This is a genomic window from Rufibacter radiotolerans (assembly GCF_001078055.1).
Classification (GTDB): domain Bacteria; phylum Bacteroidota; class Bacteroidia; order Cytophagales; family Hymenobacteraceae; genus Nibribacter; species Nibribacter radiotolerans.
In genome coordinates this window covers 3,363,350-3,388,115 of sequence record NZ_CP010777.1, presented here as the reverse complement: position 1 = coordinate 3,388,115, position 24,766 = coordinate 3,363,350, and the positions used below count along the sequence as shown (strand labels likewise).

Annotated in this window: 20 protein-coding genes; 11 read left to right on the top strand and 9 right to left on the bottom strand. The window is 52.4% G+C overall.

What is annotated here, in order from left to right; all coding sequences use genetic code 11:
* Window positions 1-18: 18 nt before the first annotated feature.
* The gene (locus tag TH63_RS13895; protein ID WP_048921468.1) at window positions 19-951 is read left to right on the top strand and encodes a ribose-phosphate pyrophosphokinase; all 933 of its coding nucleotides are present in this window, start codon (window positions 19-21) and stop codon (window positions 949-951) included.
* A 106-nt stretch (window positions 952-1,057) separates the two neighbouring features.
* On the top strand, window positions 1,058-1,642 hold the full coding sequence (locus TH63_RS13890; protein WP_048921467.1) for a 50S ribosomal protein L25/general stress protein Ctc: 585 nt from the start codon (window positions 1,058-1,060) through the stop codon (window positions 1,640-1,642).
* Between the two features lie 84 nt (window positions 1,643-1,726).
* Here the strand turns inward: TH63_RS13890 and TH63_RS13885 are convergent, their stop codons facing one another.
* Genes TH63_RS13885 through TH63_RS13875 form a run of 3 tightly spaced genes read right to left on the bottom strand, consistent with a single transcriptional unit; the run spans window position 1,727 to window position 4,118 of the window.
* Complete coding sequence (locus tag TH63_RS13885) at window positions 1,727-2,854, bottom strand: aminotransferase class I/II-fold pyridoxal phosphate-dependent enzyme (RefSeq protein WP_048921466.1); 1,128 nt, start codon at window positions 2,852-2,854, stop codon at window positions 1,727-1,729.
* On the bottom strand, window positions 2,851-3,507 hold the full coding sequence (locus TH63_RS13880) for an acetyltransferase (protein ID WP_048921465.1): 657 nt from the start codon (window positions 3,505-3,507) through the stop codon (window positions 2,851-2,853). Before TH63_RS13880 ends, TH63_RS13885 begins: the two co-directional genes overlap by 4 nt.
* Window positions 3,504-4,118 (bottom strand): sugar transferase, encoded by a 615-nt coding sequence (locus tag TH63_RS13875; protein ID WP_048921464.1) that lies wholly within the window; start codon window positions 4,116-4,118, stop codon window positions 3,504-3,506. The genes TH63_RS13880 and TH63_RS13875 overlap by 4 nt, the downstream gene beginning before the upstream one ends.
* Before the next feature lie 224 nt (window positions 4,119-4,342).
* Between TH63_RS13875 and ispE the strand changes: the two genes are divergently transcribed.
* Entirely contained in the window at window positions 4,343-5,155 is an 813-nt protein-coding gene (gene ispE / locus TH63_RS13870) for a 4-(cytidine 5'-diphospho)-2-C-methyl-D-erythritol kinase (RefSeq protein ID WP_048921463.1), read from the top strand.
* Here ispE and TH63_RS13865 read toward each other — a convergent pair.
* The 3 genes from TH63_RS13865 to tgt form a co-directional block, all read right to left on the bottom strand.
* Complete coding sequence (locus tag TH63_RS13865; protein WP_048921462.1) at window positions 5,132-6,070, bottom strand: DMT family transporter; 939 nt, start codon at window positions 6,068-6,070, stop codon at window positions 5,132-5,134. The genes ispE and TH63_RS13865 overlap by 24 nt on opposite strands.
* A gap of 305 nt (window positions 6,071-6,375) precedes the next feature.
* The gene (locus TH63_RS13860) at window positions 6,376-7,452 is read right to left on the bottom strand and encodes an LptF/LptG family permease (RefSeq protein ID WP_048921461.1); all 1,077 of its coding nucleotides are present in this window, start codon (window positions 7,450-7,452) and stop codon (window positions 6,376-6,378) included.
* Window positions 7,453-7,550: 98 nt separating this feature from the next.
* A complete protein-coding gene (gene tgt / locus TH63_RS13855) occupies window positions 7,551-8,681 on the bottom strand; it encodes a tRNA guanosine(34) transglycosylase Tgt (protein WP_048921460.1) in 1,131 nt (376 codons plus the stop codon).
* Window positions 8,682-8,851: 170 nt separating this feature from the next.
* Here tgt and TH63_RS13850 point away from each other — a divergent pair, with 170 nt between their 5' ends.
* The 3 genes from TH63_RS13850 (at window position 8,852) to rsmG (ending at window position 11,611) form a co-directional block, all read left to right on the top strand.
* Window positions 8,852-9,982 carry a glycosyltransferase gene (locus tag TH63_RS13850; RefSeq protein WP_048921459.1) on the top strand — a complete coding sequence of 377 codons (1,131 nt, stop codon included), beginning with the start codon at window positions 8,852-8,854 and terminating at the stop codon, window positions 9,980-9,982.
* Window positions 9,973-10,581 (top strand): RNA polymerase sigma factor, encoded by a 609-nt coding sequence (locus TH63_RS13845; RefSeq protein ID WP_048921458.1) that lies wholly within the window; start codon window positions 9,973-9,975, stop codon window positions 10,579-10,581. The genes TH63_RS13850 and TH63_RS13845 overlap by 10 nt, the downstream gene beginning before the upstream one ends.
* Window positions 10,582-10,969: 388 nt before the next feature.
* A complete protein-coding gene (gene rsmG / locus TH63_RS13840; protein WP_197088561.1) occupies window positions 10,970-11,611 on the top strand; it encodes a 16S rRNA (guanine(527)-N(7))-methyltransferase RsmG in 642 nt (213 codons plus the stop codon).
* Window positions 11,612-11,853: 242 nt separating this feature from the next.
* Here the strand turns inward: rsmG and TH63_RS13835 are convergent, their stop codons facing one another.
* Together TH63_RS13835 and TH63_RS20085 are read right to left on the bottom strand one after the other, a co-directional pair.
* The gene (locus TH63_RS13835; protein ID WP_048921457.1) at window positions 11,854-12,129 is read right to left on the bottom strand and encodes a hypothetical protein; all 276 of its coding nucleotides are present in this window, start codon (window positions 12,127-12,129) and stop codon (window positions 11,854-11,856) included.
* A 34-nt stretch (window positions 12,130-12,163) separates the two neighbouring features.
* The gene (locus TH63_RS20085; protein WP_082161697.1) at window positions 12,164-14,110 is read right to left on the bottom strand and encodes a peptidylprolyl isomerase; all 1,947 of its coding nucleotides are present in this window, start codon (window positions 14,108-14,110) and stop codon (window positions 12,164-12,166) included.
* A gap of 159 nt (window positions 14,111-14,269) precedes the next feature.
* Between TH63_RS20085 and TH63_RS13825 the strand changes: the two genes are divergently transcribed.
* Complete coding sequence (locus TH63_RS13825; protein ID WP_048921456.1) at window positions 14,270-15,448, top strand: MFS transporter; 1,179 nt, start codon at window positions 14,270-14,272, stop codon at window positions 15,446-15,448.
* 475 nt (window positions 15,449-15,923) lie between these two features.
* Here TH63_RS13825 and TH63_RS13820 read toward each other — a convergent pair whose 3' ends face one another.
* The gene (locus TH63_RS13820) at window positions 15,924-17,777 is read right to left on the bottom strand and encodes an ABC transporter ATP-binding protein (protein WP_048921455.1); all 1,854 of its coding nucleotides are present in this window, start codon (window positions 17,775-17,777) and stop codon (window positions 15,924-15,926) included.
* A 265-nt stretch (window positions 17,778-18,042) separates the two neighbouring features.
* Between TH63_RS13820 and TH63_RS13815 the strand changes: the two genes are divergently transcribed.
* The 4 genes from TH63_RS13815 to TH63_RS13800 all read left to right on the top strand — a co-directional run bounded on the left by TH63_RS13815 (window position 18,043) and on the right by TH63_RS13800 (window position 24,697).
* Entirely contained in the window at window positions 18,043-18,876 is an 834-nt protein-coding gene (locus tag TH63_RS13815; RefSeq protein ID WP_048921454.1) for a serine O-acetyltransferase, read from the top strand.
* A 114-nt stretch (window positions 18,877-18,990) separates the two neighbouring features.
* Window positions 18,991-19,905, top strand: a complete 915-nt coding sequence (gene cysK, locus TH63_RS13810) for a cysteine synthase A (protein WP_048921453.1) — start codon at window positions 18,991-18,993, stop codon at window positions 19,903-19,905.
* Window positions 19,906-20,229: 324 nt separating this feature from the next.
* Window positions 20,230-21,153, top strand: a complete 924-nt coding sequence (locus TH63_RS13805; RefSeq protein ID WP_048921452.1) for a DUF808 domain-containing protein — start codon at window positions 20,230-20,232, stop codon at window positions 21,151-21,153.
* Between the two features lie 385 nt (window positions 21,154-21,538).
* On the top strand, window positions 21,539-24,697 hold the full coding sequence (locus TH63_RS13800; protein WP_053093817.1) for a PAS domain S-box protein: 3,159 nt from the start codon (window positions 21,539-21,541) through the stop codon (window positions 24,695-24,697).
* Window positions 24,698-24,766 lie beyond the last annotated feature (69 nt).

The following is a 24,766-nucleotide window of genomic DNA, read 5'->3' as shown; positions in this document are numbered from 1 at the left end:
CAGCAACCTCTTCTCCCCATGAATCCTACGGTTAAGATTTTCTCTGGAAGTTCATCCAGATATTTCGCTGAAAAAGTAGCTGCCGCTTATGGCGTGCCCTTAGGCGATCTCACTGTTCAGCATTTTTCAGATGGAGAGATCTCTGTCCATTACAATGAGTCAGTGCGTGGGTGTGAAGTGTTTCTGATTCAGTCCACGTTTCCGCCCGCTGACAACCTTATGGAGCTGATGCTGCTGGTAGACGCGGCCAAACGGGCCTCGGCGCACAAAGTGATAGTGGTAATGCCGTATTACGGCTACGCCCGCCAAGACCGCAAGGACAAGCCGCGCGTGTCTATTGGGGCCAAGGTAATGGCCAACGCCATTCAGTGCGTAGGCGCAGACCGCTTAATGACTTGTGACTTACACGCGGGCCAGATCCAGGGGTTCTTTGATATCCCGGTAGACCATCTGGACGGTTCGGCCATTTTTGTGCCCTACCTGCGCAGCCTGAACCTGGGCCAGGACCTTATCTTTGCTTCCCCAGACGTGGGAGGAGTGGTAAGAACCAGAAGCTTTGCCAAAGTATTTGGCGTGGAGATGGTAGTCTGCGACAAGCACCGGAAACGTGCCAATGAGATTGCCTCTATGCAGGTGATCGGGGACGTGGAAGGCATGGACGTGGTATTGGTAGATGACCTGGTAGACACTGCCGGCACCATCACCAAAGCCGCCGAGTTGCTGAAAGAAAAAGGCGCAAAAAGCGTGAGAGCCATTGCCACGCACGGCGTGTTATCTGGCCCGGCCTATGAGCGTATTGAGAATTCTGTGTTAGAGGAGTTGGTGATTTCAGACACTATTCCTTTAAGGCATGAGTCTCCAAAAATTAAGGTATTGACGTTCTCAGACCTGTTTGCCCGGGCTATCAGCAACGTGGTTACCCATGACTCTATCAGCTCACTTTTTATCTAATTGCTGATTGTCAATTGCTATTAAAATTAAAGAGGTCTTGTGTCTTGAATCATGATACTTGTGTCTCACCAAAGAGTTTTTTCAATTTTTATTTATATCTATTTTTATGCAAAGCTTAGAGATTATAGGGTTTAAAAGAGCAAATCTCGGTAAATCCGAAGCCAAAGCGCTTCGTGAGGAAGCTCAAGTTCCATGTGTGTTGTACGGTGGTTCAGAGCAAGTTCATTTCTCTGTTCCGGCTATCCTGTTCCGTGAGTTGGTTTACTCTCCAAACGTGTACCAGGTAGAATTGAACGTAGAAGGCACTATTTACAAAGCCATCATGCAAGACCTGCAGTTCCACCCAGTGAACGAGCAATTACTGCACGTGGACTTCTTGTTGCTGAATGACGAGAAAGAAGTGAAAGTAGACGTGCCAGTACGTTTCGTGGGTTCTTCGCCAGGTGTTATGGCCGGTGGTAAATTGGTAACCAAACTGCGCAAGCTGCGCGTGAAGGCGCTTCCAGCTAACCTGCCAGATACTATCGCAGTTGATATCTCTGACCTGGAGTTAGGTAAGTCTATCAAAGTAAACAAAATTACTCCTGAGAACTACGTGATCTTGACTAACCCACTTTCACCAGTGGCTACGGTAACGATCCCAAGAGCACTGAAGAGCGCTCAGACAGAAGAGAAAAAAGGCAAGAAATAGTCTTTGTTCTTTTAAGACAAAAATCCTGTTCTGCTTCGGCGGAACAGGATTTTCTGTTTTAGGGCCGGTTTAAGAAAAACGTGCCTAAAACGCCCCTTTGATTTCACGGACCACGCGCTCCTGATCTGCCAGAGAAAGGCTGGAGCCAGAGGGCAGGCAAAGTCCGCGGGCGAACAGGTCATCGGCTACGCCGCCGCCATAATAAGCCGCGCCATGGTAGAGGGGCTGCCGGTGCATGGGTTGCCAGAGCGGGCGGGCTTCTATGAGGCCTTCCAGCAATTTCAGGCGAAGCTGCTCAGGGGTAAGGCTACTCCCTTTTTTAAGCGTGATGCAGGTAAGCCAGCGGTTAGAGAAAAAGCCCTCGGGTTCCGGCAGCCATTCTATCTCCTGTACATCTTCCAACAGCCGCTTGTAGTTCTGGAAAACCGTCCGCTTTTGCTGCACCCGTTCTTCCAGCACCTCTAACTGGCCCCGGCCAATACCAGCGCTGATGTTGCTGAGGCGGTAATTATAACCCAACGTGGTATGGTGGTAGTAAGGGGTATGTTCTTTGGCCTGAGTGGCAAGCCACTTGGCGTGTTCCACCAGCTTGGCATCTGCAGAAACCAGGGCCCCGCCGCCTGAGGTAGTAATGATTTTATTGCCATTGAAAGAAAAAGCACTGATGATGCCAAATGTGCCGGCCAGTTGCCCCTGGTAGCGGGAACCCAGGGCTTCGGCGGCATCTTCTATGATAGGCACTCCGTAGCGCGCGGTTATCTCCTGTATTTCCTTCATTTGGGCCGGCATGCCATACAGGTGCACCAGAATCAGGGCTTTAGGCAACTTACCTTTCTGGACACGGTCTTTCAGGGCATCTTCCAGCGCAGAAGGGCATAGGTTCCAGGTGGTAGGTTCACTGTCAATGAAAACCGGGGTAGCGCCTACATACAAGATAGGGTTGGCGGTGGCCACAAAAGTGAAAGTGGAGCAGAAAACCTCATCGCCGGGACCAATGCCTAAAGCGAGAAGTGCCAGATGAAGGGCTGCCGTGCCTGAGGAAATAGCCGCTACATGCATTCCCAGATATCCCCCCAATTCCTGCTCAAAGCCGGTGATGTTGGCTCCCGCCGAGGTAATCCAGTTCAGGTCAAACGCCTCCTGGATATAGTGCTGCTCCCGGCCGCTCATGTGCGGGGGCGAGAGGTAAATGAAATCCTGGGGTTGGCTCATGCGGTTTGGGCAATGATACGGGCCGGCACACCAACGGCGGTACAATAACTGGGTAAATCTTTAGTGACTACCGCCCCGGCGCCTATGGTGGTAAAGGCCCCTACTTTCAAGTTTTGTAAAATAGAACTGTTAGTGCCCCCGTACACGCCGTTGCCCAACCGAACGCCGCCGCTTACCGCCACCTGCGGCATAAGCGAGCAGAAATCGCCCAGAATGGCGTCATGGCCAATGGTGCAGGCCAGGTTCAACAAGACGTGTTTGCCTAATGTGACGTTGGTGGTAAGGATACAGTTTTGGCAAATGATGCAGCCTTCGCCAAGGTGGTTTTCCTGGGCAGGAGAAAGCAACACCGAGGGATGGACCAATACCGGAAACGCTAATAAAGGATTATTTAACCGCGCTACCACCGCTTGTTTGGCCTGGCAACTGCCAATGGCAAGAGCTACGTGCAATGCTTTCCTGGTGGTGTTTAACTCAGCAATGGTGCCAAGGTAGGGATAACCATTCAATTGCCCAGCAGGCGCCACATCATCATAAAAACCCAAAATGTCCCACACGGGGGACACCTGGTTTATCTGCAGCAACAGCATGAGCACCTCGCGGCCCAGCCCGCCGGCCCCTACGATCACAATTGGCTTTTTTTCTATGCTCATGGTTTGTTGGCAGAACCGGTAAAGCGTTCCATGGTGGCAGTGCCGGGCGCCGAAATACCGTCGGGCTTGAACAGGTGCCGTATGGTACGCCAAAGGATCATCAGATCTACTTTTAGAGACAGATGTTCCACGTACCACACATCAAAGGTAAACTTTTCTTCCCAACTAAGCAGGTTCCGGCCGTTTACCTGGGCCCACCCCGTAATGCCCGGTTTTACCTGGTGCCGTCGCGCCTGCTCCGGTGAGTAAAGCGGAAGGTATTCCATCAACAGCGGCCGGGGGCCGACAATGCTCATATCGCCGCGCAGTACATTAAAAAGCTGGGGCAATTCGTCTAACGAGGTTTTTCTGATGAACTTCCCCAGCGGAGTGAGGCGCTGGGCATCAGGCAGCAACTGCCCGAACCTATCCTGGGCATTGGTCATGGTCACGAACTTGTAGAACAGGAAAGGGTTGCCGTGCAGACCCGGACGCGGTTGCTTGAACAGTACCTGGCCCTTAAATCCAATCCACAGCACTGCCGCCACCACCAGAATGACCGGCCAAAGCACCACCAAGGCGGCACCGGCAAGCAGAAGGTCTAAAAGGCGTTTTCCGTGGGGTTGGTACATTTGCTAATGTGCTAATTCTTAAAGGTGCTGATGTGCTAATGAGTGGGCTAAATTATCTATAAAGAAGTGCGATGATAACAATTCCATGCAAACCCATTTTGAGCCTGTTTTTCAGAAAACGGCTCCAAAACGAAAGGTACCAAATTTTGCTTTTGTATTGCTATTCACTGCTTCATGGACATTAAACACTAACAACTAATAACCAATCACTACTATCTTGCAGCATGATTCAATTCCCGAACGCGAAGATAAACCTGGGGTTACAGTTAGTGGAGAAACGGCCCGATGGTTTCCATAACCTGGTGTCCTGCTTTTATCCCGTGCAGTGGACCGATGCGTTGGAGATTCTGCCGGCGCAAGGAGAATCTACATTTACCTTGTCGGGGTTGCCGGTGCCGGGGGAGCCTAAGGCCAACCTGTGCTGGAAGGCCTATCAATTGCTGCAGAAGGATTTCGGGTTACCGCCTATCCAGATGCACCTGCACAAGGTCATCCCCATGGGGGCAGGCCTGGGAGGCGGCTCTTCTGATGCGGCCTTTACGCTTAAAATCCTGAACGAACTTTTTAAACTCAACCTTTCTTCTGAGCAACTGGAAAACTATGCCCGGCCACTGGGCAGCGACTGCGCCTTCTTTGTGCAGAATAAACCGGTGCTGGCCGTTGAGAAAGGGGATGTGTTTGAGCCTATATCGGTGGACTTGACCGGGTGGTATATACTATTAGTGTACCCCAATCTTGCCATTAGTACCGCCGAGGCCTACGCCGGGGTTTCGCCGCGTTTTCCAGAAAACAGCCTTAAAACGCTTTTGGCCCAGGAGATTACTGCATGGAAAGATACCGTGGTAAATGATTTTGAGGCGAGCCTGTTTCCTAAGTACCCGCTGCTTCAGGAGATCAAGAAACAGCTCTATGGAATGGGTGCGGTCTATGCGTCTATGTCGGGGTCTGGGTCTACCATGTACGGGTTGTTTAAAACGCCACCAGTGCCCCCATTACCGTTCCCGAAGGAGTACTCAGTTTGGCAGGGAGTCCTGTAGCCTTCTGATGCGGCGGTTTCTGATGCCTTCCAGAATGGGGTGCAGAAACACGCTGAACAGGATAATGCTGGCCCCATAATAGAACCCCGCCGACATTTGCTCGCCTTCCTTGAAGATAAACCAGGCCAGGATGATGCCATAGACTGGTTCCATGTTTACGGTCAGGTTCATGGTATAGGCGCTGAACTTCTGCATCAGGCGCACGGCGCCGGTATAGGCATACACCGTGCAGACCAACGCTAGAATCCCAATCCAAAGCACATCCCACAAGTTCACAGCCAGTTGGAGGGTGCCGGTTTCGGTCATCCAGGTGCGGTAGAAGGGCAGAAACAGCGCGGTAGCGAGGAAGGCGCCGGCCATCTCAAAGCAGGTAATGGTAGCGGGGGCGTGGGTCTTGGTGAGGTTACTGTTGATGATGGTAAAACAGGCGGCCAGAAATGCCGACCCTAACGCCATGCTAATTCCCACTACGTGGTCAAACTCAAACCGGAAGATGATGTACAAGCCGATGATGATGAGAATGGCCAACCCCACTTCATGCGGCTTAATCTTTTTCTTGGTGAACATAGGCTCCAGCAGCGAGGTCCAGAGGCTGGCTGTAGACATACCCGCTAGACAAATTGAAACCGAGGAAACCCTTGCCGAGGCGAAGAACAGAATCCAGTGGGCGGCAATCATAAAGCCCACCCCCACAATCTTGACAATATTCTGCCGGCCAATCTTAAAGGAACCACCTTTGAACCTAATTACCACCGCCAGGGCAATAGCCGCCAGAATAGTCCGGTACAAAACCAACTCCACCGCCGGGATGGAAATCAACTTACCCAGAATAGCGGTAAAACCCCACAGCAGAATGATGAAGTGAAGCTCCAGGTAATCTTTAAAGCGCGGGGTAGAAGAGTGAGAAGCTGACAAAATGATGGTATAAAGGATGAATCTGTTTTAGGGTCGTTTCTCTAAAAATAGGCCCAAAACGCTTATTATCTTTCTATTAAAATTCCTTCTGGTTCTGGCGCGAGTCTCCGACTCGTGACATGGGGTGCTAGGTAGTCTCCAGACTACCTTCGCTTCGACAGTAGCGAATTTACCTTGCTGAACAATAGCCTTTCTGTCCGCAGTTTCCGGTGAGTCTGGAGACTTACTTCATCCTTCGTCACGAGTCTGGAGACTCGCGCCAGAGAAATGCTTTGAACTAACTACTAACAACTAACCACCAACAACTACCTTGGTACCGTTCGGTAGAGGACTATGCCAATGACTGTGAACACCGCCAGCGGCACAAAAGCCGCCAGTTGCGGCGGAATTCCACCCACCGAGGCCAGGCTTCGGCTCATCATCACAAAAATGATAAAGATAAACGCCAGCACGAACCCCAATGCAATCTGCAGACCCACGCCCCCGCGCACTTTCCGTGAACTCAGAATCACGCCAATCACGGTGAGTACGGTAATGGCGAACGGGTAACTCATGCGCTCGTATTTCTCGGTCATGTACATTTCCACATCGGTGGAGCCGCGCAGCTGCTTTTCTTTGATGAGGGCGTTCAGTTCGGCGTTAGTTAAAGTCTCTTTCAGGCGGTAGGTACTGGCGAAGTCTTTGGGCAGCAGGTTAAGGGTGGTGTCTACAGCCCCGCCGTGGGTAATGGTCTCCTTGTCGCCGTTGAAGACCCTGAGGGTATAGGCGTCCAGGTGCCACTTCTGCTTGGTGCTGTCCCACCGGATGGACTCGGAGGAAAGTTTGCGGATGAGTTCTTGGTTTTTGATGGTTTCCAGGGTGAACTTGTAGCCCACGTTGGCGTGGTTGTTATAGCTTTCCAGGTACACGTAGGAGTCAGGCCCAATTCTGAAGTGCACGTTGCGGCCTTCAAAGGTGTAGGGGTTTTTGACGTATTTGATCTCAAAGGCCACGCGGGTTTTGTTGGCGTTCGGGATCACGTAGGAAGAGAAGAAGAAGATAAAGATACCAATCACCACCGACCCAATGATGTAGGGCACCAGCATGCGCTTAAACGACACCCCACTGCTCAGAATGGCCACAACCTCGGTGTGCGAGGCCAGCTTGGCCGTCACAAACACGGTGGCAATAAAGACCGTGATAGGGCTGAGCAGGTTGGCGTAAAACGGAATCAGGTTGATGTAATAATCCAGCAGAATGGTCTTCACAGAGAGATTGTTCTGGATGAAGTCATCGTTCTTCTCCACAAAGTCAATCACGCAGATCACGGCCATCAAGATGAGTACCACAAACACGAACGTGGTCAGGAACTTCTTAAGGATGTATTTATCTAATAGCTTCACGCTTTCTTAATTATGAATTAATAATTAACAATTAAGAACTTTCTCCAACGAATGGGGCAAGATTTTCTAATTATTAATTCTTAATTACTAATTATTAATTAAAGTCTCGTCATAAGTTTCTTTACCATCTGGTCTTTCCAAGTAGCAAAGGTGCCGGCTATGATCTGCTCGCGGGCCTGGCCCACCAGCCAGAGGTAAAAGGTGATGTTGTGCACGCTGGCAATCTGGGCGCCCAGCATCTCGGTGGCGTGCATCAAATGACGCAGATAGGCTTTGCTGTAGAACGTGCTGGCGTAGCCGCCTAACTCAGAGTCAATAGGCGAGAAGTCTTCTTTCCAGCGTTCATTCCTGATATTGATGATGCCCTGCGTGGTGAACAGCATGCCGTTGCGCGCGTTGCGGGTAGGCAACACGCAGTCAAACATGTCTACGCCCAGGGCGATGTTCTCCAGGATGTTGGCCGGTGTGCCCACGCCCATGAGGTAACGCGGTTTATCGGCGGGCAGTATGTCGCAGACCAGTTCGGTCATCTCATACATCATCTCGGCGGGCTCACCCACAGACAAGCCACCAATGGCGTTGCCGGGGCGGTTTTTGCTGGCAATCATCTCCGCCGACTGGATTCTCAGGTCTTTGTAGGTACTGCCCTGCACAATAGGGAAGAGGGTTTGCTCATAGCCGTACTTGCCCTCTGTGGTGTCAAAGCGGTCAATGCAGCGCTGCAGCCAGCGGTGCGTGCGGTCCATGGAGTTCTTGGCGTAGTGGTAGTCACAGGGGTAGGGCGTGCACTCGTCAAAGGCCATGATAATGTCGGCGCCAATGGTGCGCTGAGTGTCCATCACGTTCTCTGGGGTGAACAGGTGGGTGGAACCGTCAATGTGGCTCCTGAATTTCACGCCTTCCTCAATGATCTTGCGGGTGCCTGAAAGCGAGAAAACCTGGTACCCGCCGCTGTCGGTTAGGATGGGGAAGTCCCAACCGTTGAATTTATGCAGGCCGCCGGCTTTCTCCAGCACGCCCAGGCCCGGCCTTAAATACAGGTGATAGGTGTTGCCCAAAATGATCTGGGCCTTTACGTCTTCTTTGAGTTCGCGCTGGTGCACAGCCTTTACGGTACCGGCGGTGCCCACCGGCATAAAAATAGGGGTCTGTATATTGCCGTGGGCGGTGGTGAGTACCCCGGCCCGGGCTTTGGAAGCGGGATCTTTCGCTACTAAATCAAAGGTCATGTGCAATAGGTAAAGTGCTGGGGAAGCCTTCTTGTGAGGTTACGGGCCACGCTTTTGACTATAACCGCTTCTCCAAACAGCAAAGATACAAACAACCGCCCGTTTCACCGCCCGGGCGTTGCGGGGCACACCAAAATTTGTGCTATTTTTGGTTTCAGTTTTCATTCGCCTTGGATTACACACTTCTACTCCAGAATTTTCTCCTATACCTGCTAGGTGCCTGTGTGCTGGTGCAGTTTTTCTATGAGCTTTATTACTTTCTGCCGCTGGCGTTCCACAAAGACCCCGTGCCGCAGGACCCCGCCGCCTTGCCGCCGCTCTCTATTCTAGTGGCCGCCCACAATGAGGTAGAGAACCTGCAGGAGTTGTTGCCCTTATTGCTGCAGCAGGACTACCCGCAGCCCTATGAGGTTATCCTTATTGATGACCGCTCCTGGGACGGCACCCACGTGCTGGTGAAAGAATATCAGTTGGAAAATCCTTGCCTTAAATTAGTGCGGGTAAAGGAAACGCCGGCGCTCATGAGCCCCAAGAAATACGCTCTTTTCCTTGGCGTGAAAGCAGCTCAAAATGAGCACCTTCTCTTTACAGACGCAGATTGCCGGCCGGCTTCTGACCGCTGGGCACAGCGCATGGCCGGTGGTTTTGTGGGCGGGAACGACATCGTTTTAGGCGTTTCTCCGTATATGCAGATATATGGATTCTTAAATCATTTAATTCGGTTTGAAACCTTCTTGACCGCGATGCAGTATCTGTCGTTTGCCAAGCGGGGCAAAGCGTACATGGGTGTCGGCCGAAATCTGGCTTATACAAAATCGACTTTCTTCCGGAACAAAGGGTTTTCCTCCCACATCAGATCACTGGGCGGCGACGATGATTTATTTGTGCAGGAGGCCGCGCGGCATTCAACCGTACAGATCATGCTGGACGCCGAGAGCCACACGCAAAGCTCCCCCGAGACGAAGTGGCGCAACTGGTGGAAACAGAAGCGGAGACACATGGCGGCAGGTCGCCAGTATTCTGGCGCAGAGCGGTTCAGAATCGGACTTTTTGTCCTGTCAAATATATTATTTTATATAATATCACTAGTTCTTTTAGGCTTGCAGCACCAAACGCCTTATGTTGGCGTTATTATTGGAGCAAGGTACGTGGCGGTCTGGGCAATTTACATGGCGGTAGCCCGCCGACTGCAAGATCCACTCTCCTGGTGGCTCTTGCCTGTTCTGGAACTAGGGTATTATCTCAACTATATAGGGATTGGCATCTCTGTATTAATGACTAAAAAGATAAGATGGAAGTAAACAAGCAATTTTCCGCGAAAGCGAAACACGATTTTAAACTGATCCAGTCAGCGGTAGAGGAGGGGGATGAGAAGGCCTACGCGGAACTGATGCAGATTTACAAGAAGCCAGTTTATCACGTGGTCCTGAAGATGGTGCGTAACGCCGATGACGCCGAAGATCTCACCATTGAAGCATTCGCGAAAGCCTTCCGTAACCTCCACAAATTCAACCCAGAGTACGCCTTTAGTACCTGGCTGTTTAGAATTGCCACCAACAACTGTATTGACTTCATCCGGAAGAACAAGATCAAGACTATGAGCATTGACTCGGCCATCAAGATCGATAACGGCGATGAGATCACCATTGATTTCAAGGACAACAACCTGAACCCTCAGGAGACGGCCATCAAGAACCAGAAGATTGAGATCATGCAGTACATTGTAAGCAAGCTGCCAGACAAATACCAGCGCCTGGTAACCCTGCGCTACTTTGACGAGCTCTCTTACGAGGAAATAGCCACTGAGCTGAACGCACCCCTGGGAACCGTAAAGGCCCAGCTGCACCGCGCCCGTGAGTTGCTCTATGACATGGTAAAAAACAAGAAGCACCTTATTTAGTAGCACGTAGTGCGTATCAGGTAGCACAATAAAGATGAAACAGATAGAGCAGCCCCAAAGGCTGCTCTATCTGTTTCAGGCCTGTTTTTGGTAAAATAACCCCAAAACAGGGCCGAATGGGAACGTTGTAGGGACAGGGCTTGACCTGTCCGATGCGGTTCCCCACGCAACCTGCGCCTGCCAAGCAGAAAAGCCTAATTGTAGAGAAAGGGCAGTTTTCCAACTAGAAGCTACTTACTGCCAGAACCGTTTCGGACAGGTCAAGCCCTGTCCCTACTTTTACCCTGTTTCCTGAAAAATAGACTCTAAACACTAATGCAAGGAAGACCTTGTGCAAACTCAGAACTCAAGACTCAGAACTCAGGACTCGTTTCCTTATCTTTGGCCCATGAACGCAGCCTCCGTGAATATCCTGACCCATTATTTCCCTGATCTCACGCCAGAGCAACAGCAGCAGTTTGCCCGCCTAGCGGAACTATATGTGGAGTGGAACGAGAAAATAAACGTGATCTCGCGCAAAGACACCGAGAACCTGATGGTGAACCATCTGCTGCATTCTATAGGCATTGCCAAAGTGGTGCAGTTCCCGGCGGGCACTTCTGTCATGGACGTGGGCACCGGGGGCGGTCTGCCAGGGCTGCCATTGGCCATTCTGTTCCCTGAGGTGAAGTTTCACCTGGTAGACTCCATTGGCAAGAAAATACACGTGGTGGAAGAAATTGCCCATGAATTGAAGCTGCAGAACGTACGCGCCAGCCACACCCGCGCCGAGCAGGTGCATGAGAAATACGACTTCATTGTGAGCCGCGCCGTAGCCCGCCTAGCTACCTTTTACCAATGGATTCAGTTCAGCTTTAAGAAAGAATCTGTACCCGAGCAGGGCCTCTACTACCTCAAAGGCGGTGACCTCACCGAAGAACTAGCGGAGTCTGGCCTTGTGCACCAGGTCTATGACCTGAACCAGTATTTCCAGGAAGAGTTTTTTGAGACAAAGAAAGTGGTCTTTGTGCCACAGCACCCTACGGCGTAGAGTGTTTTAGGGCTGTTTTCGGGAAAATAGGCTCAAAATAGATTTTATAAAAATGAGAAAGCCACTCCCATGGGAGTGGCTTTCTCATTTTTATATAGGGTTATAATATGCTTAGTTTTTCTCTCTGTCATCCTGAAAGGATCTTGTGGGCGACCGGCAGTAGCGTGTATTTAATGCTTTTCTAACTCGCCCACAAGATCCTTTCAGGATGACAAAAGTGAGATATTACCTTTTGCTTAACTTCATTCTGCTTTAATGTCAGTATTCAACTTCTTTGGCTTGGTTTTATTTGCTTTAGCTGTATATATCCAACTAATGGCTCCAACCAAAATAAAGAGCAGAGTTAATGCTCCATAAACTAAAAATGCGTCACGGTCATAAATAACCAAAGAATTAGGATCAAAGTAATTGCCTTCCTCATTATATTTTAAGCGAAGCCTGGAGAACCAAGTAACGCCAAAAATAAAGGCGAAGGCAAAAGAACTCAAATTGATAATCCAAAGAACAATTGACCTCATTTTATTTTCTGCTCAGCTAGTATATATAGGATAGTTATCTTACCAACTCCACCTTCTCAATCCTATCCCCAATATTCAGTTGGTGCACCACGTCCATGCCTTTCACTACTTTGGCGAAGATGGTGTATTTGCCGTCCAGGTGCGGGGTGGGCGAGTGGGTGATGAACCATTGGCAGCTCTCGGTGTCTTTACCGGCACTGGCCATGCCTACGTAGCCTTCCAGGTAGTTCAAATCTGCGAACTCAGAGCGGATGGCGTAGTCGGTGGAGCCCCAGCCGTCGCCGCGGGGACAGCCGCCCTGGGCCACGAAGTTAGGCACCACCCGGTGGAAGTTCTTGCCGTTATAGAAGCCTTTCTCCAACAGCTCCACAAAATTGGCCACCGAACCAGGAGCATCTTCTACCAACAATTCAAAGATGATATCGCCCTTGGAGGTCTTCAGGCGGGCCTTCTGGTTTTTGGCCAGCTTATTAACTGTGGCCCAATTGATAGGATGCGTAAAGGGAGTAGCCGGCGTAGGCGCCGAAGTTTTGTCTTCCAGGAAGTCCAGCGTTTTCTGCAGTTCCAGGTAGGTTTCTATGTCGCGGGGAAGGGTGAGTTTGTCGCGGGCATGGGTCAGGAAGGAGCGGTCTGCATAGGCGTTCTTCAAACCCAGTTCCGGGTTGCGGATAGCACCGGCGGCAATGCCCACCAACGCTACGTCGCCAGACTGAATCGCTCTCTGGAACAATTGGTTAAAAGCCGGCCCTGCCGAGGCCTCAAAGCTTTTCTGCCCTCTTATAGCCACCAACGCCTCAATGCCCGAGGTGCTCACCGCTGGGTGCGGCGCGTTGAAGGTCTGTTGTTCAATAAAAGGGTACTGGCTCTGGTCTTTGCTCAGGGCGGTGAGCAGAGCTGCTTTTTCATACGGGTTGCTGGCCGCTTTAAATCGCTGCTGTATTTGCTGACCAACGGCACTTTTCTGAGGTACTGGAGTAGCGGCCAAAGCGGCCCCAAACAAGGTAGCGCGCACGCGCCAGTCTTTTTGTTTGGCGGCAGCTTCCTGCAGTCGGCTGGCTTCTGCGGCCGGGGCCTTGGCGGCCAGATATTCGGCAGCGCTGAGGGCCACGTGCGGGTGCGCATCAAGTAAGGCATTCCAGGCGGCAGCTTGCACCGCGGCGTAGGCCAGTTGGTTCATGGGCCGAACGGCACTCAGGCGCACCCGGTAATCAGCGTCCTTCTGCAGGGCCTGACTCACCACTCGGGCCACGCCCACCGTATCCTTCATTTTGCCCAGCGCCAGCATAACGGCCATGCGCACATTAGCGCTTTTGTCTTGCTGCACCGTAGTGAACAGCTGCTCTTTAATGGCGCTGGGGTCCAGTTTGGCGGTCCGGCCCACAAAATGCGCAGCGCCCAGGCGGGCATCTTCCTGGGTAGAAGTCAACAGCGCCGCGGCTTTAGTCAGAGCAGGGGCATGGTTGAGTTTGCGTTGGCCGGCCCGGTACAGGGCCCAGGCTTGAGCGCCTTCCATATTGGCCTGCGCCGTGTAACGGGCAATCATATCAAATCCGTTCTGGGTGGCGCACTTGCCCCAGGCTTCCAGGATCTCGGCCCGGGCCGAAATGTTCTGCTCCCGCTGATACGCCTCCATCAAGGCGGTCTCGGCGGCGGTTTTGCCAATCTGACCCAAGGCGTAGGCGCTGGCCTTTCGCACCTCGGCCTCCTGGTCCTGCAGCAAGGCACTCAAGGCCGGAATAGCCGTGCTGTCCTGCACCGACCCAAACGCCAGGGCAGCCTCACGCCGGTACATGGTTTCGGGGCGCCCCAGGAAAGGCAGCAGGTCCTGAGTTTTGCGTTCATCCTGCAGGGTGTAGATTCTGCGGAGGGTGGCATCACTGAATTTATTGACGGCAGTACTGCCACTTTGCTGGGCAGGGGGCGTACAGGCCGCGGCCGCTAAAAGCAGCATGGCGGCAATAATTTTGAAAGAGTAGTTCATAGGGTGTGGTTGGGCTGCGGAAGATACAAAACTGTCCTGAGTCTGCGGCACCTATCCAGAGGCAAGCCCAAGCCCGAAGGCGTTTTTGCCCTGTTTTTCAGAAAATAGCGCAAAAACAGCAGCAAGGCTGATCCAAATTTTAAGACCTTTGCACCTATTATGCCTACCGCTTCTACAGACGTTTACTCCCTCCGGTTCTGGTTGCTGTGTTTGAGTTCCTTCCTGTTCTCGGCTAGCTTCAACATGATCATCCCGGAGCTGCCCAATTTCCTCACCAGCCTGGGCGGGGCAGAGTACAAAGGCTATATTGTGGGGCTTTTTACCATTACCGCCGGACTGTCACGCCCTTTCTCCGGCAAGCTCACCGACACCATCGGCCGTATGCCGGTCATTTATTTTGGGGTGGCGGTCTGCGTGCTGTGCAGTCTGCTGTACCCTTTGCTCACCACGGTTACCGCTTTCCTGCTGTTGCGCCTGGTCCATGGGTTCTCCACCGGTTTCACACCTACTGGCGAATCTGCCTACATCGCAGACATTGTGCCCCTGGAAAAACGTGGTGCTGCCATCGGGGTCTTCGGCCTGGCCGGAAGTTTAGGGCTTGCCGCCGGTCCGGCCATTGGCGGGGAGTTCAGCCGGTATTTTACCTTAGACGCTCTTTTTTACGCCTCCTCCGGCATGGCCCTGCTAGCGGTGCTCGTGCTTTTAAATCAGAAAGAAACTCTCGTGAATCCGCAGAAATTCAGGTTGGGGCTACTACGCATCAAGAAGGATGAGATTTTTGAGCCCCGGGTGTGGCCTCCGTTTGTGGTGATGCTACTCACGCTATTCTGCTACGGCGCCGTGCTCACAGTTACCCCAGATTTCAGCCAACACCTGGGCATTCCCAATAAAGGCCTGTTCTTTACGTTTTACACGGTTTCTTCCATCGGGATCCGGTTCCTGGCGGGCCGAGCCTCCGATAGGTTTGGGCGGGTGCCGGTCCTACGCATCTCCACGTTTATGATGGCCCTGGGCATGCTGGTCCTCGGCTTCGCCGATTCAAAAATGATGTTCCTGGGAGCGGCCGTGCTCTACGGGATTGGCACTGGCATGAATTCTCCCACGCTCTACGCCTGGACCATTGACCTCAGCCACGCCAACCGCCGCGGCCGCGCCATGGCCACCGTCTACATCGCCCTGGAAGCCGGCATTGGTCTGGGTGCTTTTCTTTCCGCGTCTGTGTATGATAAACGGGTAGAAGCTATCCCTTACGTGTTCTGGTCGGCAGCGGCCTTATGTTTTGTGGCGTTCCTGTTTGTGTTGGTAGGCCGGTTCCCGAAGCGGGAAGAGGCGGTTTAGTTGGTGCAGCCTGTAATGAGTTTAGGCCAATTTTTGGAAAAATGGGCTCAAAATAGGTTTATGATAAGAATAAGCGTGTCATCCCCCTACCCCCTTTAAAGGGGGTAGGGGGATGCGTTCTCTCCTGTGTAAACACCCCTCTGCAGAGTTGCGCTCGCTGCCCCAAACTCTCGTTTGGGCAATCCTCAAGAGGAGAGTCTGCGTTTAAGTACCGCTATAATGTTTTGAGGTTGTTTTCCGGGAAATGGGCTTAAAACAGCAACTTCCCCCTCTTTTCCTATTCCAGCCTTTCGTCTGAGCGCCTAGCACTCGACCCGGTGCCGCGATGAGCGGCAGGCCCTGCGGGGCCCCGCGGCCGTGAGCGCTCGGAGCGAGAAGATGAAACAACTCAGCTTTTGAAGCCATAGAAAAGCCGCAACTACAAGGCAAAAGCAAATTCTTCATCCAATGGCGAAAGCCATAACAGAATCCCCTTCTACAAATATCCTTTCGCCTGCAACCTGAACAACTCCGCGTAGCGGCCGCCCTTCGCCAGTAACTCCTCATGCGAGCCAATTTCCACAAACTGCCCGTTCTCAATCACCAGAATCCGGTCTGCCATGCGGACGGTGGAGAAGCGGTGGGAGATGAGGACGGCGGTTTTGCCTTTGGTGAGTTCTGAGAAGCGTTGGAATACTTCGTGCTCGGCTCGGGCGTCCAGGGCGGCGGTGGGCTCGTCCAGGATCAAAAGCTGGGCGTCACGCATGTAGGCGCGGCCCAGGGCTATCTTCTGCCATTCGCCACCAGACAGGTCCACGCCTTTATTGAAACGCCGACCAATGACCTGATCGTAGCCCTCGGGAAGTTTGTCGATGACCGTGTCTGCCAGGCTTTGCTGCGCCGAAGATTCAATGCGGGGCTGGTTTTCTTTCTGGTCTATGCGGCCAATGGCGATGTTGGTACCCGCCGTCATCTGGAACCGAACGAAATCCTGGAAGATCACGCCAATCTCGCGGCGCAGCTCGGCGGGGTCATATTCGCGCAGGTCAATACCGTCTAACAGAATACGGCCTTCGGTAGGGTCATAGAGGCGGGAAAGCAGCTTAACCAAGGTGGTCTTGCCGGCGCCGTTTTCGCCTACCAGCGCCAGCTTTTCGCCGGCATGCAGGGTGAAGTTGAGGTGACGGATGGCCCATTTTTCTGAGTTTCGGTACTGGAAGCCTACGTTCTCAAAGGTGAAGCCATGCCGGATAGGTCTGGGGAAAGGCGGGGCCGTGGACTGACGGGTAATGCGGGGCTGCAACTCAAAGAAATCAAAGAAATCCTGGAGGTACAAGGCGCCTTCGGCCACGCTGGTGAAGCGATTCAACACAGATTCCAGCAAGCCCCGAAGGCGCATGAAAGAACCGGCCAGAAACGTGAGCTGCCCCAGGGAAACCTGGCCTTTTACGGTTTGCAATACCAGGTACACATAAGCCCCGTAATAGCCGGCGCTGCCCAGTGCGGCAAACACGCTGCCCCAGCCGGCCCGGCGGGTGGCCAGTTTCTTGTTATCCAGATAAAATTTGGTGGAAAGCTCCCTAAAGCGGTTGGTCAGGAAATCTGAAAGCCCGAAGATCTTGACTTCCTTTGCCGTATCATCGCTGGCGCCGGTCTGGCGCAGATAATCCAGCTCGCGGCGTTCCGGGGTCCAGCCGTGCACCAAAGAGTAACTGCGCTCATTGAAGTGCGACTCGCCCAGAAACGCAGGCAGTACCGCTATTAACAATAGAAGCAACAACCACGGGTAGAAGGCAATAAGACCGGCGGCCAGAAAGACCATGGTCAAAAGGTCCTGCATCTGGCCCAGCACCTGGCTCATGAGAATTGTTCGGCTCAGGGTCTGCCGGCGGGCCCGCTCCAGTTTGTCATAGAAAGCCGAGTCCTCAAACTGGTCCAGGTCCAGTTCGGCGGCGTGCTCCATGAGCCGGATGGAGGACTGGTTCGCAAACAGGTCGCCCAGGAGCCCATCAATGAGGGCAATGCCCCGGTTCAGGAAATCAGAGACCACGGCCAGTCCGAACTCAATGGCCACCAGCGTGAGCAGGTAGCCCAGCAACTTGTCGTTGGTCTGGGTCAGCCGGAGCACTTCGTCAATGATCAGCTGGCCCACGTAGAGCATGGCCACAGGGACCGCCGCCCTGAGCAGGCGCAGTACCACGTTGACCATGGCCATGCGCGGGTTGGTCTGCCACACCATTTTAAGGAAGGGCGGCAAGTGTTTTAGTGCGCTCACCCGCTCCTGCACAGAAAGTTGCGGTTTGCCCTGTTGCGGTGGTTTCTTGCCAAAAATATTATCCCAGAATGCCATAAGCCGTGAAGTTACAGGAAAGCCTTTACTTACGCGTACTGTTTAAAAACGTAAGACCTAGAAACCAGATAAGAAGAAGTAGGAGAAAGACAGACGCTCCGGCGGCGTTTTGGGCCCGTTTTTCTGAAAACAGGCTCAAAACGCCCTGCTATACTTTACTAAACCACGAAAAACCAAAAGCTAGGGAAAGAGGTTTTACCCTTGCTGCGGTTGAAAGAAGGCAACCAATAGTTCCTTCCGGGAAAAATATCGTAAGGATAATCATATGGAAGAATCATTTTTACAACGGCTTTGGGGGCTGCACCAGCAAAACCAGCTCCGGATACCTACCACGCTGCTCTGCCAGTTTCTGGACCGGTTGCTGCAGATGCTATTTCCGCCTTTGGCCGAGCAGCCCATTGCCTCTGCCAAAGAGCTGGCCCAGGAAGCCAGTTTCCTGGAAAAGGAACTGGAGTCTATGCTGGAGGGGATCCTGCATTTAAGTCCGGCCCCGGCTGCCCAGACGGTGGAGCAATTCATGGCCGAACTGCCCCGCCTGCACGAGCAGCTGATTGCAGACGCCCAGTTTATTTTGGAGGAAGACCCTGCCGCCCGGCACATTGAAGAGGTGATGCGCTCTTACCCGGGTTTCTATGCCTTGGCGGTATATAGAATAGCGCATTTTTTTTACCAGGCAGGGGTTCCGTTGTTGCCGCGCATCTTGTCAGAATCGGCGCACAGCCGCACGGGTATTGACATTCACCCGGGGGCCAAGATTAGTTTTCCGGTGTGCATTGACCACGGCACTGGTATAGTGATAGGGGAGACCACCGTTATTGGCAAGTACGTGAAACTCTACCAGGGTGTCACGCTGGGAGCGCTGAGCGTAGCCAAATACATGGTAGACCTCAAACGCCATCCTACCATTGAAGACCACGTGGTCATTTACGCGGGCGCTACCATATTGGGCGGGAATACAGTCATTGGTTCGCACAGCATCATTGGCGGTAACGTATGGCTCACCGATAGCGTACCACCTTATTCGCGGCTGTACCACCGGGCCCAGATAAAGGTAAGCCGGTCTGAGGCCCCGGAAGATATCCTGGATTTTTCCATCTAACCGCGTCCTTTTTATTTTTCTTTTTAGTCTACTACCTTGATAGAGGTATGGAGAATTTCAGTGCCCATCCAGCCCAGATGGGTCTCTTTAAGCCATTTTGAATTAAGAACTTATATGAAAGCAGAAAACATCTTACAGACCATTGGCAACACGCCCGTGGTGCGCATTAACCGGATATTTGGCCCAGAGGCCCAGGTGTGGGTGAAACTGGAGCGGGCCAACCCCGGCGGAAGCATTAAAGACCGCATAGCCCTGTCTATGGTGGAAGACGCCGAGCGGCGCGGGGCCTTAAAACCCGGCGGACGCATTATTGAGCCTACCTCCGGCAACACCGGCATTGGCTTAGCCATGGTGGCCGCTGTGAAAGGTCACCCGTTGACCTTGGTCATGCCGGAGTCCATGTCCATTGAGCGCCGCCGCCTGATGGCTGCCTACGGCGCGGAACTGGAATTGACGCCGCGCGAAAAGGGCATGAAAGGCGCCATTGAGCGGGCCCATGAGATGGCCGCTGAAGACGGAAACGCCTGGATTCCCATGCAGTTTGAGAACGAAGCCAACACCCAGGTACATATTGATACCACTGCCCAGGAGATTCTCCAAGACTTCCCTGACGGGGTGGATTACCTGATTACCGGCGTGGGCACCGGCGGACACATTACCGGCGTTGGCAAAGTATTGAAGCAGAAATTTCCCAACTTAAAGGTCATTGCCGTGGAGCCTACTTTGTCGCCGGTGCTGAGCGGCGGTGCCCCAGGTCCGCACCCCATCCAGGGGCTGGCCGCAGGCTTTATTCCCAAGATCATGGACACCTCCCTATTGGACGGCGTGATCCAGGTTACCCAGCAGGAAGCCTTTGACTACGCCCGCCGGGCCGCCAAGGAAGAGGGGATCTTCATGGGTATCTCCTCAGGTGGCTCTTTGGCTGCGGTGGCGCAGCAATTGGCTAAAGTAGAACTGGGCACCCGTATCCTTACCTTCTGCTATGACACCGGCGAACGCTACCTGTCTGTGGAAGGGCTGTTTGTATAGCCATCAGGCAAGATGAATTATTCAGAAAGCCTCCTCTGAGAAATTTAGGGGAGGCTTTCTGTTTTAGGCCTGTTTTTTGGGAAAAGGACCTAAAACAGAAAACTAAAGTACTGGATAGCGGTTTATGGTTGCTGGGGGAAGGCAGCTGTGACACCTGTGTGTTTTATTGCGTTTCAGGATGGTTCCCTTACCTTTGAGCAGACGTTTTGCCAGAACTTCGGCTTTAGCCGGTAACGCAAGGCAGGCTTCAGGTTAGATAGAACTCTGGGGCTTAATAAACGTTCAGCACATAAATCTTTGAATCCCTCCACTTAAAGAAACAATATGGCTACTGGCCTTCTCGCGCTTTTAGATGATATAGCCGCCCTGGTGAAAGTAAGTGCCGCCAGCCTGGACGACGTTCCCACGCAGGTGGCCAAAACCACTGGCAAGGTGTCTGGCATTGTGATAGATGACACCGCCGTGACGCCCAAATACGTGGTGGGGCTTGACCCGTCAAGGGAGCTTTCCATCATTTTCCAGATCGCTAAAAAGTCGGTGATCAATAAACTGCTCATTCTGGCCCCGGCGGCCTTGTTGCTGGGCTTCTTCGCGCCCTGGGCTATCACGCCCATTCTCATGCTGGGCGGGTCTTATCTTTGTTATGAAGGGTATGAGAAGGTGCATTCCATGTTCAGCAAGCACCCAGAGGACCATGACCAGCCAACGGAGGGGATAGAAACTATTACCCCAGAGGAACTGGAAAAGGAGCGGGTGGGCAGTGCGGTGCGTACTGACCTTATCCTTTCGGCTGAGATCATGGCCATTGCCTATGCTACCGTAGCAGACAAGCCCCTGCTTAACCAGATTGCGGTGATGGTGAGTGTGGCTGTTTTTATCACGGCGGCCGTGTACGGGTTTGTGGGCTTGATTGTGAAAGCAGATGATATTGGGGTGCACATGGCCCAGGACAAATTCCATCCTGCCACTCAGAAGATTGGGCGCGGGATTGTTAAATCCATGCCGCACTTCTTGAGTTTCCTGGGCTACGTAGGCACGGCGGCCATGCTCTGGGTAGGCGCTGAAATCATTGCCCATGGGCTTCCCTTCCTGCACCACCCATTAGAAAGCCTGGAACATTCCCTATCTGGCATTCCGGCCCTGGCCTGGGTGGTAAAAGTGGTGGTCTTAGCTTTAGGTGGCGTGGTTTTAGGCTTCTTTATTGATAAGATAGTGAGGCTGGTTCGGCCGCTGTTCAAGAAAGGCTAAAGAAAGAGTTTCTCAAAAAGAAGGGCCGGTTGCGTTACGTAACCGGCCCTTCTTTTTGCCTGGGAAATTACAGGTTAGAGTTCTCACTTTCTTTGCCAATCCATTCCCTGGTTTCCTGGAGGGTAGAGCCCTCCGGCGTCCGGAACCCTTACATAACGGACCTGGTAGGGCATTTGCTGAAATATAAAGTGATACCGTTTTTAAAAGACGTATCTTACATACTATCAGTAGGGTTTGCCGACAACTCACCCATCCTTCGCTACAGAATCAGGTCCGTCTTCTCTTTTGAGGCTTAGGGCCTCCTTTTCGCTGACTTAGAAACACTGGTTGAACCACCCACAAATTGCTTACCTGTGATAAGGTGAGCGCAGTAATTTCCAGTCCCATGAAAGAAAGTGAAAAAAGATACCGCCGTTTAATTGAGGCCAGCCGCGACCTGTTGGTCACCGTGAACCTGCAAGGCAACATTATAGACGCCAACGAAGCAACCGTAACCATGACAGGGGTTGCGCGGGAAAACCTCATAGGCTTAGATTTCTTCACCTGTTTCACCAAGCCCGGTAACGTGCGCGACATGTTCACCCAAGTGGTGGAGAAAGGCGATCTGGCTAACGTTCCCTTCACCCTAAGCCATGCCAACGGCACCCTCTCAGAGGTGCTTGTCACTGGCTCTGTGTACAAAGACGAGGAAGGAACGTTGCAGGGAGCCGTAATGGTAGCCCGCGAAACCGCCGAAAAGAAATGGGCCTCTAAATTGCGCCTCGCCAACAAAGAACTGGCTTTCCAGCATAATGAGAAAGAGAAGCGGGCCAATGAATTAAGTGTTGCCAACCAGGAACTTGCCTTCCAGAACGACGAGAAAGAGAAAAGGGCGCAGGAATTGGGCATTGCCAACACTGAGCTGGCTTTCCAGAACGACGAAAAGGAGAAACGTGCTCAGGAACTGAGCATCGCCAATGAAGAGTTGGCTTTCCAGAACGACGAAAAGGAGAAACGGGCCCAGGAACTGAGCATCGCCAACAAAGAATTGGCCTTCCAAAACGATGAAAAGGAAAAGCGGGCCGCTGAATTGAGTGTTGCTAATAAAGAGCTGGCCTTCCAGAATGACGAAAAGGAAAAACGTGCCGCTGAACTGGGCGTGGCTAACAAAGAGTTAGCTTTCCAAAACGATGAAAAAGAGAAAAGGGCGGCCGAGCTCAGCGTGGCAAACAAGGAGTTAGCTTTCCAAAATGATGAGAAAGAGAAACGCGCGGCTGAACTTAGTGTAGCTAACAAGGAGCTGGCTTTTCAGAATGACGAAAAGGAGAAACGGGCTGCAGAGCTTAGCGTGGCTAATAAAGAGTTAGCTTTTCAGAATGATGAGAAAGAGAAACGGGCCGCCGAACTGAGCATCGCCAATATTGAGCTGGCCTTTCAGAATGATGAAAAAGAGAAACGTGCCGCGGAATTAGTCCTGGCCAACAAGGAGCTGGCCTTCCAGAACGATGAGAAAATAAAGCGGGCCGCCGAGCTCCGTATTGCCAATTACGCCCGTGGCTTGATAGAAGCCAGCCGTGACCCGCTGGTAACCATTAGCCCCGAAGGCAAGATCACAGACATGAACCAGGCCACGGTGAACATTACCGGCATTGAACGTGAACAACTCATCGGGTCTGATTTCTTTACCTATTTCACAGACTCCCAGATGGCCCGCGAGGTTTACCAGGAGGTGTTCGCCAAGGGCGCCGTGGCAGATTCGCCCCTTACCTTGCGCCACAAAGACGGCAAACTAACCGATGTGCTCTTCAATGGCTCGGTCTACAAAAACGACCAGGGAGATGTATTGGGCGTGGTGATTGTGGCCCGTGACGTGACCGACCAGAAACGGATTGCCACCGAACTGAACGAAGCCAAAATTGCCGCGGAACTGGCCATGGTCCAGGCCGAGGAAGCCCAGCTCAAAGCCGAACTGGCCACCAGTATTGCCGAAGACGCCGTAAAAGCCAAACAGCAGTTCCTGAGCAACATGAGCCATGAGATCAGGACGCCTATGAACGCTATCATCGGGTTTACCAAAGTAGTCCTGAAAACCGAGCTTACCGATAAGCAGCAAGAGTACCTCAATGCCATTAAGCTGAGCGGCGATGCCCTTATTGTGCTTATTAATGACATTCTGGACCTGGCTAAGGTTGATGCGGGTAAAATGTCGTTTGAGCAGATTCCCTTCAAACTGTCGGCCTCCATCTTTGCCATGGTGCACCTGTTTGAAACCAAGATTCAGGAACGCAACCTGGAACTGGCCATTGAATATGACTCTAAAATACCAGAGGTGGTGGTGGGTGACCCCGTGCGCCTGCACCAGATTATCTTAAACCTGGTCAGTAACGCCGTTAAGTTCACTACCCAAGGCAAGATTACCGTGGGCGCGCGCATGTTGGTACAGGACGCCGAAAAAGTGATCCTGGAATTCTCTGTGACAGACACCGGTATTGGCATTGAGGAATCAAAGCTGAGCACGGTGTTTGATAATTTCCAGCAGGCCACCAGCGGCACGTCCAGGTTGTACGGCGGCACCGGTCTGGGGCTGGCCATTGTAAAGAACCTGGTAGAACCGCAGGGCGGCACCATTACGGTAAAGAGCAAGGTAGGGGAGGGCTCCACGTTCAGCTTTATCCTCAGTTTCAATAAAACCCAGGAAAAACCAGAATCTGAAACCGGCCTAGGCATTGAACTGGAGGCTGGCTTCAAAGACGTGAAGATTCTGGTGGTGGAAGATATAGCCCTGAACCAACTATTGATGAAAACCCTGCTGGAAGAGTTCGGGTTTGAGATGGAAGTGGCGGGCAACGGGAAAATAGCTGTTGAGATGCTGAGCCACAACCGGTATGACATTGTGCTCATGGACCTACAGATGCCCGAGATGAACGGCTTTGAGGCCACCGAGTATATCAGAAACCAAATGAACCTCACCGTTCCTATTATCGCCCTCACCGCCGATGTGACCACCGTAGATGTGGAAAAATGCAAGGCCGTGGGCATGAATGACTACATCTCCAAGCCCATTGATGACAAGGTGCTTTACAGCAAGATCATCAAGTACCTTAAAAACTCTGACTACGCCAAGAATACCGTTTACCAGGACCGGGAAGACCTGCAGACCCAACCACTTACCTGCGTCAATTTTGACTACCTGCGGCGCATTACCAAAAATGATGTCCGTTTGGTAGAAATGATCCAGCTTTACCTGCAGGAGATTCCGCAGTTGGTGGTGAACATGAAAAAGGCCATTGACCAGAAAGACTGGTTGGCGCTCAAGAATGCCACCCATTCCATCATCCCCACCTTCTCTACCATGGGCATCAACCCAGAGTTTGAAGGCATCGCCAAAGCCATCCAGGCCTTTGCGGCCAACATCATCGCGACAGATACCCAAGATGACGTGAGCGAAGAGACCATGAGCATGGTGTTTGCCCTGTATTCCAAGATAGAGGTGGTCTGTGCCCTGGCCGCCGGTGAACTAGAGGAAGAATTAACCAAACACGCATTAGCCACGAAAAGTCTGTAAGGTAATCGGAAGCTTAACAGCCTTGCTGGCTGTCAAAAAAGGCGCACCTGAACGGTGCGCCTTTTTTAT